Genomic DNA, 16,962 nt, shown 5'->3' on the forward strand with positions numbered 1-16,962 from the left:
CGTCGTCGCGATTCAGGTGCTCGACAATGAATCACAAGCGATTCATCCGATTCAAGATTTTTCGATTAGGGCTACTGCAATCGAATCAAGCATTTGTGGGTAATTGAAAGCTTCACCGGAGGTGTACCGTCCAACTCGGCAATCCGGCGTTCAATCACACCGATCACGTATTTCGAGAACGGCCCGAAGTGCAAGTACAGCGCCATCAGCATCACGATGTAGCGCAGCGCGCCTGGATTGGACTTGGCGACCTCGACGAAGGTCTTCCAGAACGGCTCGCGAACCTCCGGCAGGGCATTTATGATCTTGTGTACGCCTTCGATGCCGCCAAGCCTCTTGCGCATGTCGCCATCCGGCAGGTCGCGGCGCCGGTCCGACCGATCGAGCATGGCAGCAAGCCGCGACAGCCGTCCTGCATATTCCGTCGGGCTGTACACGTGCCCGAGCACAGCCTTGTAATCCGTGAGGATGTCACGAAGCGGACGCTTGGTGTCGAAATTGCAGCCCAGCGTGCATTGGTCGCCCGCCTGCTCGACCTTCATGAGATCATGGCCCTCGTGCAGTCGGCCTTCCTGGGCCAGCCGCCGCGTCAGCTGTGTGCCAGGCAGCGCATAGAGCAGTCCAACCATGCAGACTGGAATGCTCGCCTCCTCGATGAAGTCGATCATCGCCTGTGCCATCGAGACTTTCTCGGTATCGAACCCGACGATGAAACCCGCGGTGACGAACATGCCGTAGTCATAAATCTTGTGAACGCTCTCGGCGATGTTGCGCCTGGTGTTCTGCTTTTTCTTCATCTGCACGAGGGTCTCTGGATCCGGACTCTCGATGCCGACGAAAATGCCGAAGAAGTTGGCGTCCTTCATTGCCTGCAGCAGTTCGCTGTCGTCAGCGATATTGATCGAGGCTTCGGTCGAGAATTCGAACGGATAGTCCCGCTCTTCCAGCCAGGCTTTGAGCCGCGGCAGCAGGACTCGGAGGTTTTTCTTGTTGCCGATGAAATTGTCGTCGACGAAATCGACATGCCCTCGATAACCATGATCGTAGAGCGCTTGCAGCTCGGCGAGAATCTGATCGGGGGTTTTGGTGCGCGGCACGCGCCCGTACAGCTCGATAATATCGCAGAACTCGCAGGTAAACGGGCAGCCGCGCGAATACTGCACGCCAATGAAGAGATAATGCTCGAACTTGATCAGATCGTAGCGGGGCATCGGGCTTAGCGTGACGTCGATCTTGAATTTCTCGGCGGTGAACACGCCCTTGCGCTCACCGCGTTCCCAAGCGGCGATGAATTCCTCGATGATGTGCTCGGCCTCGCCGATCACCTGGAAGTCCGCATCCGCGTAGAGGTGCGGGCTGGAGGAGACGTCGGGCCCGCCGACACATACCGGCTTGCCGTGCCGGTGGGCGAGATCGATCAGGTGGAGAAAATCAGGCTGCTGGTTGAGCATACCGCCGATCATGACGAGATCGGCCCAGTCGAGGTCCGCGTCGGTCGAAGGCTCGGTGTTACGGTTGACGAGGCGAATCTCCCAGTGCTTCGGCAGCATGGCGGCCACGGTGATCAGTCCGAGTGGCGCCGCCGGATACTTCGCGCCGACGAGTTCGCAAGCCTCCGTATAGTTCCAGAAAGAATCCGGAACGAACTTCGGATAGATCATGAGGACGCGGCAGGGACTCGTCATGTTGCTCCGGTCCGTACCACAAAACCTCAAGGCTCAAGGGTACATTCGCTGGTCGATACAGGCATTAAGTGCTCAAAAGGTGGCGGATAGCCAGACGATATTTCGTCTTGCCGCGAGCCCGGTCCTATCCCCGGGCCTGCCGCGGTCAGCTATTCCGGTCAAAATCACTCACCCGCCGGCGCGCGCGTCCAGCGATAGCGCACGCCCGGCTCCCTCTCCTCGTTGCCGCTGCCGTCGGTCTCCTCAACCGCGACAAAACCGCGCGTCTCGTAGAAGCGGCGCGCGCGGGCGTTGCGTTGAAACGTCCAGAGCTGCAGCCGGTCCGCGTCTTGCCTTGCGATCTCGAGCAGCGCGCCGCCGATGCCGCGGCCCTGCGCGTCCGGCAGCACATAGAGCTGCTCGATCCAGTCGTCATGAAACGCAATCACGCCCCGCATCGCCGCGCCGTCGAACGCCCCCCATAGCGTGCAGGTCGCAAACATCTGCTCGCGGTAGAACCAGCGATCTTCGTCGGGCGTGTGCAGGCCGGCGAGCCACGGCAGCGCCTGATCGAACGCGGTGCGATGCACGCGCGCGACGGCATCCATGTCGGCCAGCGTGAGCCGCCTAATACTCAACCCCGAACTCGTCATAGAGACGGCGGAACACGGCGGGCAGCACTTCGGTGAGATCTTCCGCGATCAGGCCGGGGCCCGCCTCGCTCGCGCTCTCGCCGTGCATCCAGACGCCGATGCTGGCCGCCTCGAAGGCCGCGACGCCCTGCGCCAGGAAACCCGCGATGATGCCCGACAGCACGTCGCCGGCGCCGGCGGTGGCGAGCCACGGCGGCGCGTTGGCGGCGACGGTGGCGCGGCCGTCGGGAGACGCGATCACCGTGTCGGCGCCTTTCAGCAGCACCACCGCGCCGGAGCGCTCGGCCGCCGCGCGCACGCGCTCGAGCTTGGAACGGCCGGGATGCTTGTTGGAGATATCGCTGAACAGCCGTGGAAACTCGCCCTCATGCGGCGTCAGCACCACCTGCTGACCGTCGCTTGCCTTGATCGCCTCGAACAGCCGGTCCGGCGCACCGGCAAAGCTGGTCAGCGCGTCGGCGTCGAGCACCAGATGCCGCTGCGCCGACAGCGCGGTGTGGACGAGGTCACGGGTCCGCGCGCTGACCCCGGCGCCAGGACCGATCACGCAGGCATTGAGGCGCTTGTCGCCAAGCAGCTCGGCGAACTGGATCGGGTTGTCGACCGCGCGCACCATCACCGCGGTCAACGCCGCGGCATTGACGGCAAGCGCTTCACGCGGCGAGGCCAGCGTCACGAGGCCGGCGCCGGCGCGCAGCGCCGCGCGCGCGGCGAGCCGTGCCGCCCCGGTCGAGGCGAGATCGCCCGACACCACGACGGCATGCCCCCGCGCGTATTTGTGGCCGTCGATCCGCGGCACCGGAAACGACCAGCGCCAGGCCTCCGGCAAGTTCTCCGCGGTCAGCGGCTTGATCTCGTCGAGCACCTGCGCGGCGATGCCGATGTCGGCAACGCGCACCCGGCCGCAATACATCCGGCCCGGCAGCAACAGATGCGCGGGCTTCTTGCGGAAGAAGGTGACGGTCTCGGTCGCCTGCACGGCCGCGCCCATCACGGCGCCCGATGTGCCGTTGATGCCGCTCGGCAGGTCGACCGCCAGCACCGGCGTACCGTTGGCATTGATCGCCGCGATCATCTCCAGCGGATCGCCCTTCACCGGCCGGTTGAGGCCGGCACCGAACAGCGCATCGATGATCAGCGCCGGCTTGCCGAGCGCCTGCGGGTTGAACGGCAGCACCGGATATTTCCAGCCCTTCGCCGCCAGCGCCGCGTCGCCCTGCAGGCTGTCGCGCTCGCAGAGCAGGATCACCGAGACCTCGCGGCCGCGCGCGGCAAGCTCTGCGGCCGCAACGAAGCCGTCGCCGCCATTGTTGCCGCGGCCGGCGACCACCACGATCGGGCCCTCCTCGACGAGGTCCATCGCGGCTTCCGCGACGGCCTGGCCGGCGCTCATCATCAGCGCGAAGCCCGGCGTTCCGGCTGCGATGGTCAGCCGGTCGGCGCGTTCCATCTCGGTGGTGGTCAGAACGTCCATGCCGAATCCTCAATCGCTTCGCCTTTTCGAGAGGCAATTCCTGTGACGTTCGCGGGGTTTCCACTGGCCGACTGCATACGGATTGATCTATTTGCCTATTTGTTAGGCTTGGATATCATAGCCCATGTGGTTCGATATCAGCCGATTGCCTGTTAAAAGGCTGATAACATTCCGAAATCGGGGACCTTAACAACTTGGCATAGACCCTGCTTTTGAGGAAGCCGCGCGCAAGGCCGCTCCATGCGACCATTGCGCGTGTTTCCGGCAACCGGCCGGAAGCCTTAAGACCAACCAGACTGCGCCCCACGCGCATCGAACTCGACCCTGCAATCTGCAATGCCCGGGAGGCGCTCAGTGAAGAAGATTGAAGCCATCATCAAGCCCTTCAAGCTCGACGAGGTGAAAGAAGCGCTCCAGGAAGTCGGACTGCAAGGCATCACCGTCACCGAGGCCAAGGGATTTGGCCGCCAGAAGGGCCATGCCGAACTCTATCGCGGTGCGGAATACATCGTCGACTTCCTGCCCAAGGTGAAGATCGAGATCGTGATCGGCGACGACCTGGTCGAGAAGGCGATCGATGCGATCCGCCGCGCGGCGCAGACCGGCAGGATCGGCGACGGCAAGATCTTCGTCTCCAACATCGAGGAAGCCATCCGCATCCGGACCGGCGAATCCGGGCTGGACGCTATTTAAGGGCGGTGCTATCCGGATTTTCTGACGGCAAAAGAGAAAAAAGGCTGCTTCGGCAGCCTGATTTCGTTTGTGCAGTCACACGAACTCGCCAAAAGCGGGAATAACGTCGCTCTCCGCTGGAAACCGACCCGAACATCCATAAGGGGTATTCATGAAGACCGCCAAAGACGTCCTGAAATCGATCAAGGACAACGACGTCAAATACGTCGACCTGCGCTTCACCGATCCGCGCGGCAAGTGGCAGCACGTCACCTTCGACGTCAGCATGATCGACGATGACATCTTCGCCGAGGGAACGATGTTCGACGGCTCGTCGATCGCCGGCTGGAAGGCGATCAATGAATCCGACATGTGCCTGATGCCCGACCCGGTCACCGCGACGATCGACCCGTTCTTCGCCGAGACCACCATGGTCATCACCTGCGACGTGCTCGAGCCGACCACCGGCGAGCCCTACAACCGCGACCCCCGCGGCATCGCCAAGAAGGCCGAGGCGATGGTGAAGTCGATGGGCGTGGGCGACACGGTGTTCGTCGGCCCCGAGGCCGAGTTCTTCGTGTTCGACGACGTGCGCTATTCGGCCGAGCCCTACAACACCGGCTTCCGCCTCGACTCCTCCGAGCTGCCGATCAACTCGGCGACCGAATATGAGGGCGGCAACCTCGGCCACCGCATCCGCACCAAGGCCGGCTACTTCCCGGTGCCGCCGCAGGACTCGGTGCAGGACATGCGCTCCGAGATGCTCGGCGCGATGGCCAAGATGGGCGTCAAGGTCGAGAAGCACCACCACGAGGTGGCCTCGGCCCAGCACGAGCTCGGCATGAAGTTCGACACCCTGACGCTGATGGCCGACCATATGCAGATCTACAAGTACTGCATCCACCAGGTCGCCCACATCTACGGCAAGACCGCCACCTTCATGCCGAAGCCGGTCTATGGCGACAACGGCTCGGGCATGCACGTCCACCAGTCGATCTGGAAGGACGGCAAGCCGACCTTCGCCGGCAACAAATACGCCGACCTGTCGGAGACCTGCCTGCACTACATCGGCGGCGTCATCAAGCACGCCAAGGCGATCAACGCCTTCACCAACCCGTCGACGAACTCCTACAAACGTCTGGTCCCGGGCTATGAAGCCCCCGTGCTGCTCGCCTATTCCGCGCGCAACCGCTCGGCGGCCTGCCGCATCCCCTACACCGCGAACCCGAAGGCCAAGCGCGTCGAGGTGCGTTTCCCCGACCCGATGGCCAACCCCTATCTCGGCTTCGCCGCGATGCTGATGGCCGGTCTTGACGGGATCAAGAACAAGATCGATCCGGGTCCGGCGATGGACAAGGACCTCTACGATCTGCCGAAGGAAGAGCTGAAGCAGATCCCGACCGTCTGCGGCTCGCTTCGCGAGGCGCTCGAGAGCCTCGACAAGGACCGCGCGTTCCTCAAGAACGGCGGCGTGTTCGACGACGACTTCATCGACGCCTATATCGAGCTGAAGATGACCGAGGTCGCCCGTTTCGAAATGACCCCGCACCCGGTCGAGTTCGAGATGTACTACTCGCTCTAAGTTTTACGGCACCGACGAAATGCGAAAGGCGCTTCCACCGGAAGCGCCTTTCGTTTTGCGGGGTGTCGCCGTCGCGCGCGATCCGTAGGATGGGTAGAGCGAAGCGAAACCCATCATCTCGAAGCTTGCACCGGCGCGATGGGTTTCGCTTCGCTCTACCCATCCTACGAAGGGCGGCTACACCTTCGCCTTGGCGAGCCGCCGTCCGCCGGCGTCGAGCGCGCCGAATTTGCCCGCGATCATGTCGGGCGTCGGGATCATCCCGCCGAGCGACCAGCTCGCCGGATCGCCCTCCTCGATCTTGACCCAGACGTTGCGGCGGAAGTCCGGATTACCCTGCCCCTCGATCTCGACCATGAGGTCGGTGACGCGCTCCAGCAGCGCCTGCTTCTGCGCGACATCGAAGATGCCGCGGACGGTGGAAATGGTGACGTAAGGCATGGTCTCTCTCCATTGCTGAGGGTGTGACAACGCAGCGAAGATGGACCGGCACGGCACAATCAGGCAGTGGCCGATCGGACAGAGATCGGGCAATATCTGCCACCGCCCGATTGCGCTGATCGGCTAGCGTGACGGCAAATTCCGGAGGTCCCATGAAGCTTGCGATCCTCGCGCTGGAAGGCTGCATGCAATCGGCGGTCGCCGGCATCGCCGACATCCTCACCCTCGCCAACCACGTGATGCAGTTGCGCGGCGGCAAGGCGCGCTTCAGCTGGCAGACGCTCTCGCTCGACGGCAAGGCGGTGCGCGCCGGCGGCGGCAAGTTGCTCGCCGTCGATGGTGCGGTGGGCGGGCGGACGGCGTGCGACGCGATCATCGTGCCGGGCAGCCTGGTCGATCATCTCACCGCCGAGCGCCTGCAGCCGCAATATGACCGTGCCGGCGCCTGGCTGCGCCGGCAGCATGCCAGCGGCCGGTTGATCGGCGCGTTTTGCAGCGGCGTGCTGCTGCTCGCCAATGCCGGCCTGCTCGACGGCCGCCGCGCCACCATCACCTGGTGGTTGCAGAGCGAGCTCCGCCGCCGCCATCCCAAGGTCGATCTCGCCGGCGATGCCGTGATCACGCAGGCCGATCGCCTGGTCTGCGCCGCCGGCCCGATGTCGTGGGTCGATCTGTTGCTGCGGCTGATCGAGCTTGTCGAAGGCGCGGAGGTCGCAAAAATTTGCGCCGACTATGCGGTGATCGACACCGCGCAGCGCACCCAGGCGATCTTCATGCCGCTCGGCTACATGCTCGGCCAGGATCCGCTGCTGATCAAGGCAGACATGCTGGTGCGCCGCACCGGCAAGGCCCCGATCACGGTGCGCGGCCTCGCAGACGCGCTCGGCCTCAGCGAACGTACGCTGAACCGCCGCTTCCGCGAACTGACCCACGAGCCGCCGCAGGCCTTCATCATGCGCCGCCGCGTCGAGCACGCCCGCACGCTGCTGGAGACCACGGCGCAGCCGATCAAGGCGATCGCCCGCGCCACCGGCTATGAGGACGAGAGCAGCTTTCGAAAAGCCTTCCGCAAGCTCACGCTGACATCGCCGCAGGCCTACCGCGCGCAGCGATCGATGCGCGCGGCCTGACCGCAGGAAGCCCGGAAGACTACGGTCAGCAACGCTGACGAACCTGATGACGTGATGCAAACCGCATACAAGGTTGTGTTTCCGGGATCGACAACGCCTGGGCCCGGGTGTTCACTGCCCGGCAAGGACCAGAAAAGCGGCCTCCGATAAAACGCGCATTCATTTTCTGCATGGGGAGAAACGAGATGTCTTTCGTCGCTCGACGAATGGCGGCGCTTTCGACCGCCATCACCATTCTCGCTGTCTGTGCTGGCAGCGCATTTGCCCAGAAGAAATACGACACCGGCGCAACCGATACTGAAATCAAGATCGGCAACATCATGCCCTATAGCGGGCCGGCATCCGCCTATGGCACCAGCGGCCGGGCCCAGGCGGCCTATTTCCGCAAAATCAACGCCGAGGGTGGCATCAACGGCCGCAAGATCAACTTCATCTCCTACGACGACAGCTACAGTCCGCCGAAGACGGTCGAGCAGGCGCGCAAGCTGGTCGAGGGCGACGAGGTCCTGCTGATCTTCGCCTCTCTCGGCACGGCATCCAACGGCGCGATTCAGAAGTACATGAACGTGAAGAAAGTACCGCAGCTGTTCATTCAGACCGGTGCCACCAAGTGGAACGATCCGCAGAACTTCCCGTGGACCATGGGCTGGCAGCCCAGCTATCAGAGCGAGGGACGGATCTACGCCAAGCACATATTGAAGGAAAAGCCGAACGGCAGGATCGCGGTCCTCTACCAGAACGACGATTATGGAAAGGACTATCTCAAGGGCCTGAAGGACGGCCTCGGCGACAAGGCGGCGTCGATGATCGTCATCGAGGATGCCTATGAGGTGGCCGAGCCGACCATCGACACGCACATCGTCAAGATGAAATCGATGAATGCCGATGTATTCGTCGACATAGCCACACCGAAATTCGCGGCGCAGGCCATCAAGAAGACGGCTGAGATCGGCTGGAAACCGCTGCACATCCTCAACTCGGTCGGCTCCTCGCTCGGCGCCGTGATCCAGCCTGCCGGCTTCGAGAACGCGCAGGGCATCATTTCGGTGGCCTACCTGATGGATCCGCTCGATCCGCAATGGAAGGACGACCCCGGCATGAAGGCGTTCGACGACTATCTCTCCAAATATTTCCCCGAGGGCAATCGGGCCGACGGCCTGATTGTGACAGGGTACAATGCCGCCCAGACGCTGGTTCAGGTGTTGAAGCAGTGTGGCGACGATCTCACGCGCGCCAACGTGATGAAACAGGCCGCCAACCTGAAGGCCTTCCGGACCACCAACCTGCTTCCCGGCATCACGATGAACACCAGCCCGATCGATTTCGCGCCGATCAAGCAAATGCAGCTCAGACGACTCAAGGGCGAGAGATGGGAGCTGTTCGGGCCGATGCTCAGCGCGGAAGTGGGAGGTTAGCGCGATCTGTAGGATGGGTAGAGCGAAGCGAAACCCATCATTTCGCCCTTGCACGGGCGATGGGTTTCGCTTCGCTCTACCCATCCTACGCGGGCCGAACTACACCCGGAACAGCTTCGCGTACTTCGCCTTGATCTCCTCGGACTGCACCTGCACCTGGGCAGGATCGGCCTTGAGCATTTTCAGTTTGTCGAGCGGCACGTGCCCGGCCTTCTCCTTCACCTTGGCGTGGAACGAACGGTGCGCGAATTCGTCGGCCAGCATCTGCTGGGTCTCGGCGCTGAAAAAATAGCTCTGGAACAGCCGCGCGGCATTCGGGTTCGGCGCGTTCTTGAAGATGCCGCTGGGGACGATGATCAGTGGCGCGCCTTCGGTTGGATAGACCACCTCGACCGGCTTGCCCTGATCCTTGGCCAGCACGAGGTTATAGTCGTTGCCGTCGGCCATCACCGCGCGCTCGCCGAGCAGGATCTTTTTCGGTGGATCGGCCGCCGACTGCACCTGCATCACGCGTTGCTGCGAAAGTTTCTCCAGATACGGCCAGCCGAGATCGCGCGCCAGCACGAAGGTCGCGGTCATGATCGCACCGGAGTAGCTCGGGTGGCCCTTGACGATCTTGCCGCGCCACTTGGGATCGAGCAAGTCGGCGTAGCTCTTCGGCGCCTCCTCGCGCTTCACCTGCTCGGTGTTGTAGCCGATCACCTCGAACCAGGCGCAGGATGTCGCCGAGGTGCCGTCGGGATCGATCTGGTCGGCCGGAAAATGCCTGGCGACGTCTTCCGGGACATAGGCCGCGAGCCAGTCGTTCTTCTTCCAGTCGAGGTAATGCGCGGGATCGGTGGAATTGGCGACGTCGACGGCGTTGATGCCGCTGCCCTGCTCCTGCGCGATGCGCTGGAAGATGCGCTCCGCGCCCGAGCGCTCGACACGGACGCTGATCCCGGGATATTTCTGCTCGAAGTCACGCGCGAGACGCTCGGCCGTGTTCAGTTCCAGCGCGCTGTAGAACGAGATCTTGCCTTCCTTCTTGGCGGCTGCGATCAGCTCCGGCGTCACCGCTTCCGCCGGCGGCGGTGGCCGCCGTCACCTTGAGCCAGTCGCGCCTCGACCATTTGCGGTCCTGCATTCCAGACTCCCTGAGATCGGGCCGTTGACCGGCCGCGCCTTTGTCGCGGGAGCTTAGCGCGTAGGATGGGTAGCGCGAAGCGAAACCCATCAAATAGCGGCCGCATCAGGGATGACGGATTTCGTGCAGTTTATCATCGGGCCGTGCGTTGCGGACCCGGTGGCATCCAGGCCACGCCGCGGTCTACGTCTTCCCTGGCGGATTCTCGCGCAGGAAGCGTTCGAGATCGGGCTGCACGGAATAAGGCTGTGGAACCGGATCGCCCTGAAAGTCGACCTGAAGATCAAGGCAGCGCCGCAGCATCCGCGCCAGTTCGCCGCGCCGATAGGGCTTGGTCAGCAGCGGAATGCCATGGCCGCCACGCCCCTGCTGTGCGGGCAGCACGCCGTCGCTGTAGCCCGAGGTGAACAGCACCCGCAGTGCCGGGCGCCCTGCCATCAGTGTCTCCGCCAATTGCCGGCCGTTCATGCTGCCGGGCATCACGATATCGGTGAACAGAAGGTCGAACGCGGTGCCGCGTTTGACGATTTCGAGCGCGGCGTCCGCGTTCGCCGCGACCAGCACGTTGTAGCCGAGGCTTTCGAGCTGGCCCGTGACATAGTCCCGGATCGTCGGGTCATCCTCGACGCACAGGATCGTCTCGTCGCCGCCCCTGACGGGCAGATCGTCCTCCTCCGCCGCGCGCTGTGCGGTGCCGTCGGCCTTCGGCAGATAGATCCTGAAGATGGTGCCGCGCCCCTGCTCGCTCTTGACCTCGATGCCGCCGCCGCTTTGCTTGACGAAGCCGAACACCATGCTGAGCCCGAGCCCGGCGCCCTGCCCGACCTCCTTGGTGGAAAAGAAGGGATCGAAAATCTTCTCCAGATGCGTCGGCGAAATGCCGGTGCCGGTATCGGTCACCTCGATCACGAGATGATCGCCGGCGCGCTCGACGCCGCACGCCACGGCGTCGGGAATCCCGAGCTGGATGTTGCGGGTCGCAAAAGTCAGCGTGCCGCCGTCAGGCATGGCATCGCGCGCATTGATGGCGAGATTGACCAGCGCGGCACCAAGCTGGCTGCGGTCGACGAGGGCGAGCCAGGCGTTGCGGCCGAGCTCGGTCCTGATCTCGGTCTGCGAGCCCAGCGTCTGCGACAGCAGCCGGACCACCTCGCCGACCAGGTCGTTGACGTCGGTCTCGGCGGGCTGCAGCGGTTGCTTGCGCGCGAATGCCAGGAGGCTCGAGGTGAGCTGCGCGCCGCGATCGGCGGCATCGCTGATCAGCTTGGCGATCGCGGCAAGTTGCGGGTTGTCCTTGACGCCGTCGGCGAGGATCTCGATCGTGCCGGTGATCACGGTCAGCATGTTGTTGAAGTCGTGCGCAATGCCGCCGGTCAACCGCCCCAGCGATTCAGACTTCTGTGCCTGGATCAACTGCTCCTCGGCGATCCGGCGCTGGCTGACGTCCCTGACGAAGGAATTGATGATCCAGCCATCGCCGCGGCGCAGCGCGTTGAGCGACACCTCGACATAGAACCGGTGACCGTCGCGGTGCAGGCACGCCGTTTCATAGCGCATGCCCATGCCGCCGGCCGCGGTCTCCTGCAGGAAGCGGGTGATCCGCTGCCGGTGCGCGAGGCGCAACTCCTCCGGAAACACCAGTTCGACCACCCGATAGCCGACCGCCTCGGACCGCGTCCAGCCGGTCAGTGCCTCGGCCTGCGGGCTCCAGTCGAGAATGAAGCCGTCCTGGTCGGTCTGGACGAAGGCGTCGAGCGCGGTCCTGACGATGGCCTGCGCCATCTGCTCGCTCTCGACCAGCGCCTGGTGGGCCCGCCGCTGCGCGGTGACGTCGTGCAGCACGGCGACTGCGCCCCGCAGATTGCCGGTATCGTCGCGCAGCGGCCGCGCGTTGACGACAAGACAGACCGCCGGTTGCGGCGGTTGCGGTTTGACGATCAGCTCGAAATCGTCGACATCATCGCCGCGCAGCGCACGCGCCATCGGCGTGTCCGGGATCGGCATCACGGTGGTGCCGTCGGCATAATAGTTCTGGAAGGTGCGAACGCCGGTCAGGGTATCAAAACCAGGTTCGACACTGTACAGCCGCCGCGCCGCGGCGTTGACGATCACGATCATCCCGTGCTCGTCGGCGACCACCACCGGATCGCGGATGCTCTCGACGGTCTTCTCCTCCAGCAGGTGCTGCCTGCTGCCCAATTGGGCCGACAATTCGGCCAGCGTCGCCGCGAGCTGAGCGGTCTCGCCGTCATCGCTTGAGCCGAGCGAGACCTGCTGGCCGCGCGACAGCGCCTCCGCCGCCCGCACCAGCTGGGCGGGCGTCCTGGACAGCGATCTCGCAATCACCTCAGCCGTCATCAATACCACCGCAACCGCGCCACCCGCGAGCAGAATGCCCGGCCAGGTCACGCCATGGACGAAGCCCAGCGCGAGCAGGAGCGCGGCGACGGGAAACATCATCCCCATCGCCAGACGGCCCGACAAATTCATCCCGACCAACCCCTCGTGTCGGCTGCACCGAAAATGGAAAAGGAAAAACAGTATTCGGAAAAGGGGTCGTCGGCGCCGGAGCAAATATCCCTGTTGCTTAGCCGAGTCCGGCGCGGCAATCCGCCACTTTTGTATCCGTATTAGTACGGAGAAAGACCGATTCCGGCGCGCGCTCGATACCGGAAGAACAGCTGCGACCCGTCGACCAGCGGGACTTTCTCGCCAGCAGCGCAACTCAACATACCGAGAATGCGCGTGAGGGCCCCGGGGTACATGTCTGGCGCCACGGTCAGGCACCGGCGGCCGAAGGCGCCTTGCAGGATGCCGACATGGTCCCTTGCCGAACATGGAACGCTCCGCATCCCCGCGTTTCCGGGTCCGGCCCGCCCCTCTCCGTCGCTTGGTGACGCTCTCAACGCCGACTAACGATACCTCGACGTAATGTGCCTCGGCTCCGAGAGGCTTCCGATGTTCGCGCTCGATAGCGTGAGGCGGCCGAACGGCACCCCGATCCACGAGCTCCAGCGCTCCATGGCAAGCGGTGTTCCCGATTGCGGACGAACGATATCTCGGTCAAAATCGTCGGGACAGTTCAGGAAGGGTGAGCTGATAAAAGAAAGACGATGTGACGTACAGGCCGCATCCTCATCCCTGGGAAGCTTAAGCTGCAAATACCCATCCGGGTCCCGTTGAATGTTAGCGCGCCGAGGAGCGGATCTGCTCTCAAGGCGGGTGACCTTGCATTTGATACGGAGCACAAAATGCATTCCATCCTGGATGACAGGGGCGCGGAAGGGCGGCTCGCGAGCTTGGAAGAGCAGCTTTCGAACCTCGCGCGCGAAGCGGGAGTCACTCCTTCCAACCCGCCGACCACCATGAAGGCGTTTCGCGCGCCGCTAGCGACGGTTCATCGATTGGTGGATTGGCGCCACCTGGCTGTTGTCGGTACTGTGTTGGCAGCATGCATTGGTGGCGCTGCTTGGTGGTGGTCGTCACCCGTTGATACGGCGATGGTGGCCTCCTCCGGCCCCCCATCGCCTCCTGCGCAAACCCCGCCGAAAGACGCCGCGCCGAAAGACGTTGCGCCGACTGCTGCGGCACTTTCTTCCGACTTGGCGCAGCAGCTTCAACCGATGGCGCGCGATCTCGCTGCCTTAAGGCAAGCGGTCGAACAGCTTGAGGTGAGGCAGGAACAATTGGTCCGCGACCATAAAAACGTCGCGAGCCAACTCGAGGCGAGCCAAGCAGAAATGGCGCGCAGCAAAGATATCATCGACCAGATCAAGGCGACCCAGGATCAGATGGCGCGCGAAAGCGAGACGGTCACCGAGCGGCTCAACGCAAGCCAGGAACAGCTGGCTGGTGTCATCGCCAACGCCGCAGAGCCGAAGGTGAGCCCCGAACAACCAACGGTAACCCCGGAAATACCACTGCCGCGCCCGCGGCCGTCGGCCAATGTTGCCCAGACGCGCAAACCGGCGCCACCCCCGGCGCGGCCGCACGCCACCGCCAAACCGCAACCGTCGGCATGGCCATGGTCAGTGCGCTAATGCCGTGACGTGCTTGCTTCCTGCGCGCCATCGACGCGGCGACGGCCCCTACCTGCATTTGCGATCAATGAAGCAACACGAAGAGGCCGCTGGCGCTGGTCAGCGGCCTCCTGAACCTGATCTCAAATGAACGTCTTGGTGGTAAAATCTTTGCCTCAGGTCCGCCATTATTAAACGGGGAATTCGCCACACAGTGAAGTCCCAACAGTGCGATGCTCAACGGAACTCTTGTGACGTTGCGGGGACAACACACTTTGCGTTGGCAACGATCTACTCGCCTGCCGCTCGGCCCGCGCGGATTGGCTCAGGAAAGCCCCGCGTCTTTCATGGCCTCCCGAACCGGCGAGACTGGGCTTGTTTGTCACCGTCTTCACAGACGACGCCACACATTCGCTGTCGTCCCTGCGAAAGCAGGGACCCATAACCACCGACGCTGATTGTTGCGCGATGTTGGAACGACGAGTCGCTTCAACAACAACCGCCGCGGAGTATGGGTCCCTGCTTTCGCAGGAACGACAGGGCATTTTCCGGAGACGATGTCGTGACTAAAGGCGCAGGGACGATGGCGGTGAAACCGTCCTACGCCGCCCGCCGCCGCTCGCGCAGCGCGTCGCCGAAGGCCTCGAACAGGGCGCGGTTGATCGGATTGCGCTGCGGATCGTATTCGGCGTGCCACTGCACACCGAGCGCAAAACCCGGCGCATCGGCGATGCGGATCGCCTCGATGGTGCCGTCCTCGGCGATGCCCTCGATCACGACGCGCTTGCCGGGCTCGAGGATGCCCTGGCCGTGCAGCGAATTGACCCGAATGGTCTCCCGGCCGAGGATTTTTGCGAACGCGCCGCCCGGCGTCAGTGCGACGTCATGACGGTCGGCGAACACAACGGTCGGGTCAGGATGGATTTCGCCATTCTCGAGCCGCGGCATCCGGTGGTTCATGCGGCCCGGAATCTCGCGGATCTCCGGATGCAGCGAGCCGCCGAAGGCGACGTTCATCTCCTGCAGGCCGCGGCAGATGCCGAAGATCGGCACGCCGCGCGCGACGCAGGCTTCCGACAGCGCCAGCGCGACGTCGTCGCGATGGATGTCGTAAGGCTCGTGCGCGGCACACGGTTCGGTGTTGAAGCGCGTCGGATGAACATTGGCGCGGGCTCCCGTCAGCACCACGCCGTCAACCACGTCGAGCAAGGCGCCGACCTCGGTGATTTCGGGGCTGCCCGCAAACATCAGCGGCACCGCGCCCGACACCTCGGCAACCGCGCGAAGGTTGCGCTCCCCGACCATCTGGACTGTGAAACGATTTTCGATGCGATGGGCGTTTCCGATCACGCCGACCACGGGCCGTCTCATTATTGAAGTCTCGCGCAATGATTCTTCTAAGTTTGCGACGTTGCGGAGACGATCATGCCTTCGAGTTCCCGCCGGATCAACTGTCTATATCTGCACAGGGGGCCTTGCAGTCCTGCACAGATTCGCGCCCCTCGGGACCCAGAGTCGGCCAGATGCCCACCAATCGCGCCCGGCGCCGCGGCGCGTCAGCGGCAAACCGGCACGCTCCCGCCAGCTTGATCCCGGCGGGATTTTCGCCAAAGACTGCTTCGGACCGTCGCGAAGGGGGAATCACCCGTGACAGACTCGGCTGACAATCGCCTGCAGGCCCGCAACGACTTGGCGTGGGCGATCGCCGTCGGCGGCATCGGCGTGGTGCTGTTCGCAGCCCTGCTGACCTTCGCCTGGCATTTCGCCGCGACCCTGTTCCTGCTGTTCGCGGGCATGCTGCTCGGGGTCGCCCTCAATGCCATGGCCACCCTGCTCGGCCGGCTGACCAAACTGCCCCACGCGTTGCGGCTCGCGATCGTATGCCTGGCGATGGCCGGGCTGCTGTCCGGCATCGTGTTCCTCGGCGGCACCACGATCGCGCAGCAGGCCACGGTGTTGAGCAACACGATCAAATCACAGCTCGGCAGCGTCAAGGACTTCCTCGAGCAGCACGGGGTCGACACCAGCTATCTCGATTTCACAAATGCCGCCGGCGAGGCGAAGGGCGAAGGCAGCGCCGTCACGACAACGACGACGACACCCGCGCCGTCCCAGTCCCATGGCATCCCCGGCGCCGGCGCGCTGGCCTCAAGCGGCGGCGCCATCATCAGCCAGACGCTAAAGGTGCTGCTCGGCACCGTCAGCGTCGTCGGCAACTTCTTCATCGTGCTGTTCCTCGGGCTCGCCTTTGCGGCCCAGCCAAGCATCTACCGCGCCGGGCTGTTGTTCATCGCGCCGGCGAAGTACCGCGCGCAGTCGACGGTCATCGTCGACCGCATCGGCGAGACGCTGGAGCGCTGGCTGATCGCGCAGATCATCACGATGACGGCGGTGTTCCTCGTCACCTGGATCGGGCTTGCCATCATCGGCATTCCGAGCTCGTTCATCCTCGGCATCCAGGCCGGCCTGCTCGCCTTCATCCCGACGGTCGGCGCGATCCTCGGCGGGCTGATCGTGGTGCTGGCGAGCCTTGCGACCGGATGGATCGCGGCGCTCTCGGCCTTCATCCTGTTCCTCGGCGTCCACGCGCTGGAAAGCTACGTGCTGACGCCGATCATCCAGCGCCAGGCGCTCGACATCCCGCCGGCCACGCTGTTCGCGTTCCAGATCCTGCTCGGCGTCGTGTTCGGCATCTGGGGGCTGGCGCTGGCGCTGCCGCTGATGGCAATCGCCAAGGTGATGATCGACCACTTCAAGACGGAGGATCCGGCGCGGGCCGCGTGACG

13 protein-coding genes are annotated in these 16,962 nt (G+C 63.8%); 6 read left to right on the forward strand and 7 right to left on the reverse strand.

Features of this window, described 5'->3' with window-relative positions; all coding sequences use genetic code 11:
• Positions 1 to 71 precede the first annotated feature (71 nt).
• From ACVWYP_RS27655 to ACVWYP_RS27665, 3 genes are all read right to left on the reverse strand, one after another.
• Positions 72 to 1,685 (reverse strand): B12-binding domain-containing radical SAM protein, encoded by a 1,614-nt coding sequence (locus tag ACVWYP_RS27655; RefSeq protein ID WP_453945991.1) that lies wholly within the window; start codon positions 1,683 to 1,685, stop codon positions 72 to 74.
• A 164-nt stretch (positions 1,686 to 1,849) separates the two neighbouring features.
• A complete protein-coding gene (locus ACVWYP_RS27660; RefSeq protein ID WP_304495573.1) occupies positions 1,850 to 2,317 on the reverse strand; it encodes a GNAT family N-acetyltransferase in 468 nt (155 codons plus the stop codon).
• Positions 2,292 to 3,791 (reverse strand): NAD(P)H-hydrate dehydratase, encoded by a 1,500-nt coding sequence (locus tag ACVWYP_RS27665; RefSeq protein ID WP_304495574.1) that lies wholly within the window; start codon positions 3,789 to 3,791, stop codon positions 2,292 to 2,294. Before ACVWYP_RS27665 ends, ACVWYP_RS27660 begins: the two co-directional genes overlap by 26 nt.
• A gap of 354 nt (positions 3,792 to 4,145) precedes the next feature.
• Here ACVWYP_RS27665 and ACVWYP_RS27670 point away from each other — a divergent pair, with 354 nt between their 5' ends.
• Together ACVWYP_RS27670 and glnA are read left to right on the forward strand one after the other, a co-directional pair.
• Positions 4,146 to 4,484 carry a P-II family nitrogen regulator gene (locus ACVWYP_RS27670; protein ID WP_011441447.1) on the forward strand — a complete coding sequence of 113 codons (339 nt, stop codon included), beginning with the start codon at positions 4,146 to 4,148 and terminating at the stop codon, positions 4,482 to 4,484.
• A gap of 151 nt (positions 4,485 to 4,635) precedes the next feature.
• A complete protein-coding gene (glnA, locus tag ACVWYP_RS27675; RefSeq protein WP_028333940.1) occupies positions 4,636 to 6,045 on the forward strand; it encodes a type I glutamate--ammonia ligase in 1,410 nt (469 codons plus the stop codon).
• A gap of 177 nt (positions 6,046 to 6,222) precedes the next feature.
• Here the strand turns inward: glnA and ACVWYP_RS27680 are convergent, their stop codons facing one another.
• Positions 6,223 to 6,486, reverse strand: a complete 264-nt coding sequence (locus tag ACVWYP_RS27680; protein WP_028340167.1) for a tautomerase family protein — start codon at positions 6,484 to 6,486, stop codon at positions 6,223 to 6,225.
• 152 nt (positions 6,487 to 6,638) lie between these two features.
• Between ACVWYP_RS27680 and ACVWYP_RS27685 the strand changes: the two genes are divergently transcribed.
• Together ACVWYP_RS27685 and ACVWYP_RS27690 are read left to right on the forward strand one after the other, a co-directional pair.
• A complete protein-coding gene (locus ACVWYP_RS27685) occupies positions 6,639 to 7,616 on the forward strand; it encodes a GlxA family transcriptional regulator (protein WP_304495575.1) in 978 nt (325 codons plus the stop codon).
• A gap of 185 nt (positions 7,617 to 7,801) precedes the next feature.
• Complete coding sequence (locus tag ACVWYP_RS27690) at positions 7,802 to 9,031, forward strand: ABC transporter substrate-binding protein (RefSeq protein WP_304495576.1); 1,230 nt, start codon at positions 7,802 to 7,804, stop codon at positions 9,029 to 9,031.
• Between the two features lie 99 nt (positions 9,032 to 9,130).
• On the opposite strand, the gene ACVWYP_RS27695 is transcribed toward ACVWYP_RS27690, so the two are convergent.
• Together ACVWYP_RS27695 and ACVWYP_RS27700 are read right to left on the reverse strand one after the other, a co-directional pair.
• The gene (locus tag ACVWYP_RS27695) at positions 9,131 to 10,087 is read right to left on the reverse strand and encodes an ABC transporter substrate-binding protein (protein ID WP_304495577.1); all 957 of its coding nucleotides are present in this window, start codon (positions 10,085 to 10,087) and stop codon (positions 9,131 to 9,133) included.
• Positions 10,088 to 10,340: 253 nt separating this feature from the next.
• Positions 10,341 to 12,617, reverse strand: a complete 2,277-nt coding sequence (locus ACVWYP_RS27700; RefSeq protein ID WP_304495578.1) for a hybrid sensor histidine kinase/response regulator — start codon at positions 12,615 to 12,617, stop codon at positions 10,341 to 10,343.
• Positions 12,618 to 13,408: 791 nt separating this feature from the next.
• Between ACVWYP_RS27700 and ACVWYP_RS27705 the strand changes: the two genes are divergently transcribed.
• Positions 13,409 to 14,197, forward strand: coding sequence for a hypothetical protein (locus ACVWYP_RS27705; protein WP_304495579.1), 789 nt, complete (start codon positions 13,409 to 13,411; stop codon positions 14,195 to 14,197).
• A gap of 579 nt (positions 14,198 to 14,776) precedes the next feature.
• Here the strand turns inward: ACVWYP_RS27705 and ACVWYP_RS27710 are convergent.
• On the reverse strand, positions 14,777 to 15,547 hold the full coding sequence (locus ACVWYP_RS27710) for a gamma-glutamyl-gamma-aminobutyrate hydrolase family protein (protein ID WP_021079122.1): 771 nt from the start codon (positions 15,545 to 15,547) through the stop codon (positions 14,777 to 14,779).
• 276 nt (positions 15,548 to 15,823) lie between these two features.
• Here ACVWYP_RS27710 and ACVWYP_RS27715 point away from each other — a divergent pair, with 276 nt between their 5' ends.
• The gene (locus ACVWYP_RS27715) at positions 15,824 to 16,960 is read left to right on the forward strand and encodes an AI-2E family transporter (RefSeq protein ID WP_304495580.1); all 1,137 of its coding nucleotides are present in this window, start codon (positions 15,824 to 15,826) and stop codon (positions 16,958 to 16,960) included.
• Positions 16,961 to 16,962 lie beyond the last annotated feature (2 nt).

The sequence above is a fragment of the Bradyrhizobium sp. USDA 3262 genome (assembly GCF_054060035.1).

What these genes read in the sequence shown, in the direction of transcription:
- ACVWYP_RS27655 (WP_453945991.1), bottom strand. Translation starts at nt 1,685, where the DNA reads ATGACGAGTCCCTGCCGCGTCCTCATGATCTATCCGAAGTTCGTTCCG.
- ACVWYP_RS27660 (WP_304495573.1), bottom strand. Translation starts at nt 2,317, where the DNA reads ATGACGAGTTCGGGGTTGAGTATTAGGCGGCTCACGCTGGCCGACATG.
- ACVWYP_RS27665 (WP_304495574.1), bottom strand. Translation starts at nt 3,791, where the DNA reads ATGGACGTTCTGACCACCACCGAGATGGAACGCGCCGACCGGCTGACC.
- glnA (WP_028333940.1), top strand. Translation starts at nt 4,636, where the DNA reads ATGAAGACCGCCAAAGACGTCCTGAAATCGATCAAGGACAACGACGTC.
- ACVWYP_RS27680 (WP_028340167.1), bottom strand. Translation starts at nt 6,486, where the DNA reads ATGCCTTACGTCACCATTTCCACCGTCCGCGGCATCTTCGATGTCGCG.
- ACVWYP_RS27685 (WP_304495575.1), top strand. Translation starts at nt 6,639, where the DNA reads ATGAAGCTTGCGATCCTCGCGCTGGAAGGCTGCATGCAATCGGCGGTC.
- ACVWYP_RS27690 (WP_304495576.1), top strand. Translation starts at nt 7,802, where the DNA reads ATGTCTTTCGTCGCTCGACGAATGGCGGCGCTTTCGACCGCCATCACC.
- ACVWYP_RS27700 (WP_304495578.1), bottom strand. Translation starts at nt 12,617, where the DNA reads ATGATGTTTCCCGTCGCCGCGCTCCTGCTCGCGCTGGGCTTCGTCCAT.
- ACVWYP_RS27705 (WP_304495579.1), top strand. Translation starts at nt 13,409, where the DNA reads ATGCATTCCATCCTGGATGACAGGGGCGCGGAAGGGCGGCTCGCGAGC.
- ACVWYP_RS27710 (WP_021079122.1), bottom strand. Translation starts at nt 15,547, where the DNA reads ATGAGACGGCCCGTGGTCGGCGTGATCGGAAACGCCCATCGCATCGAA.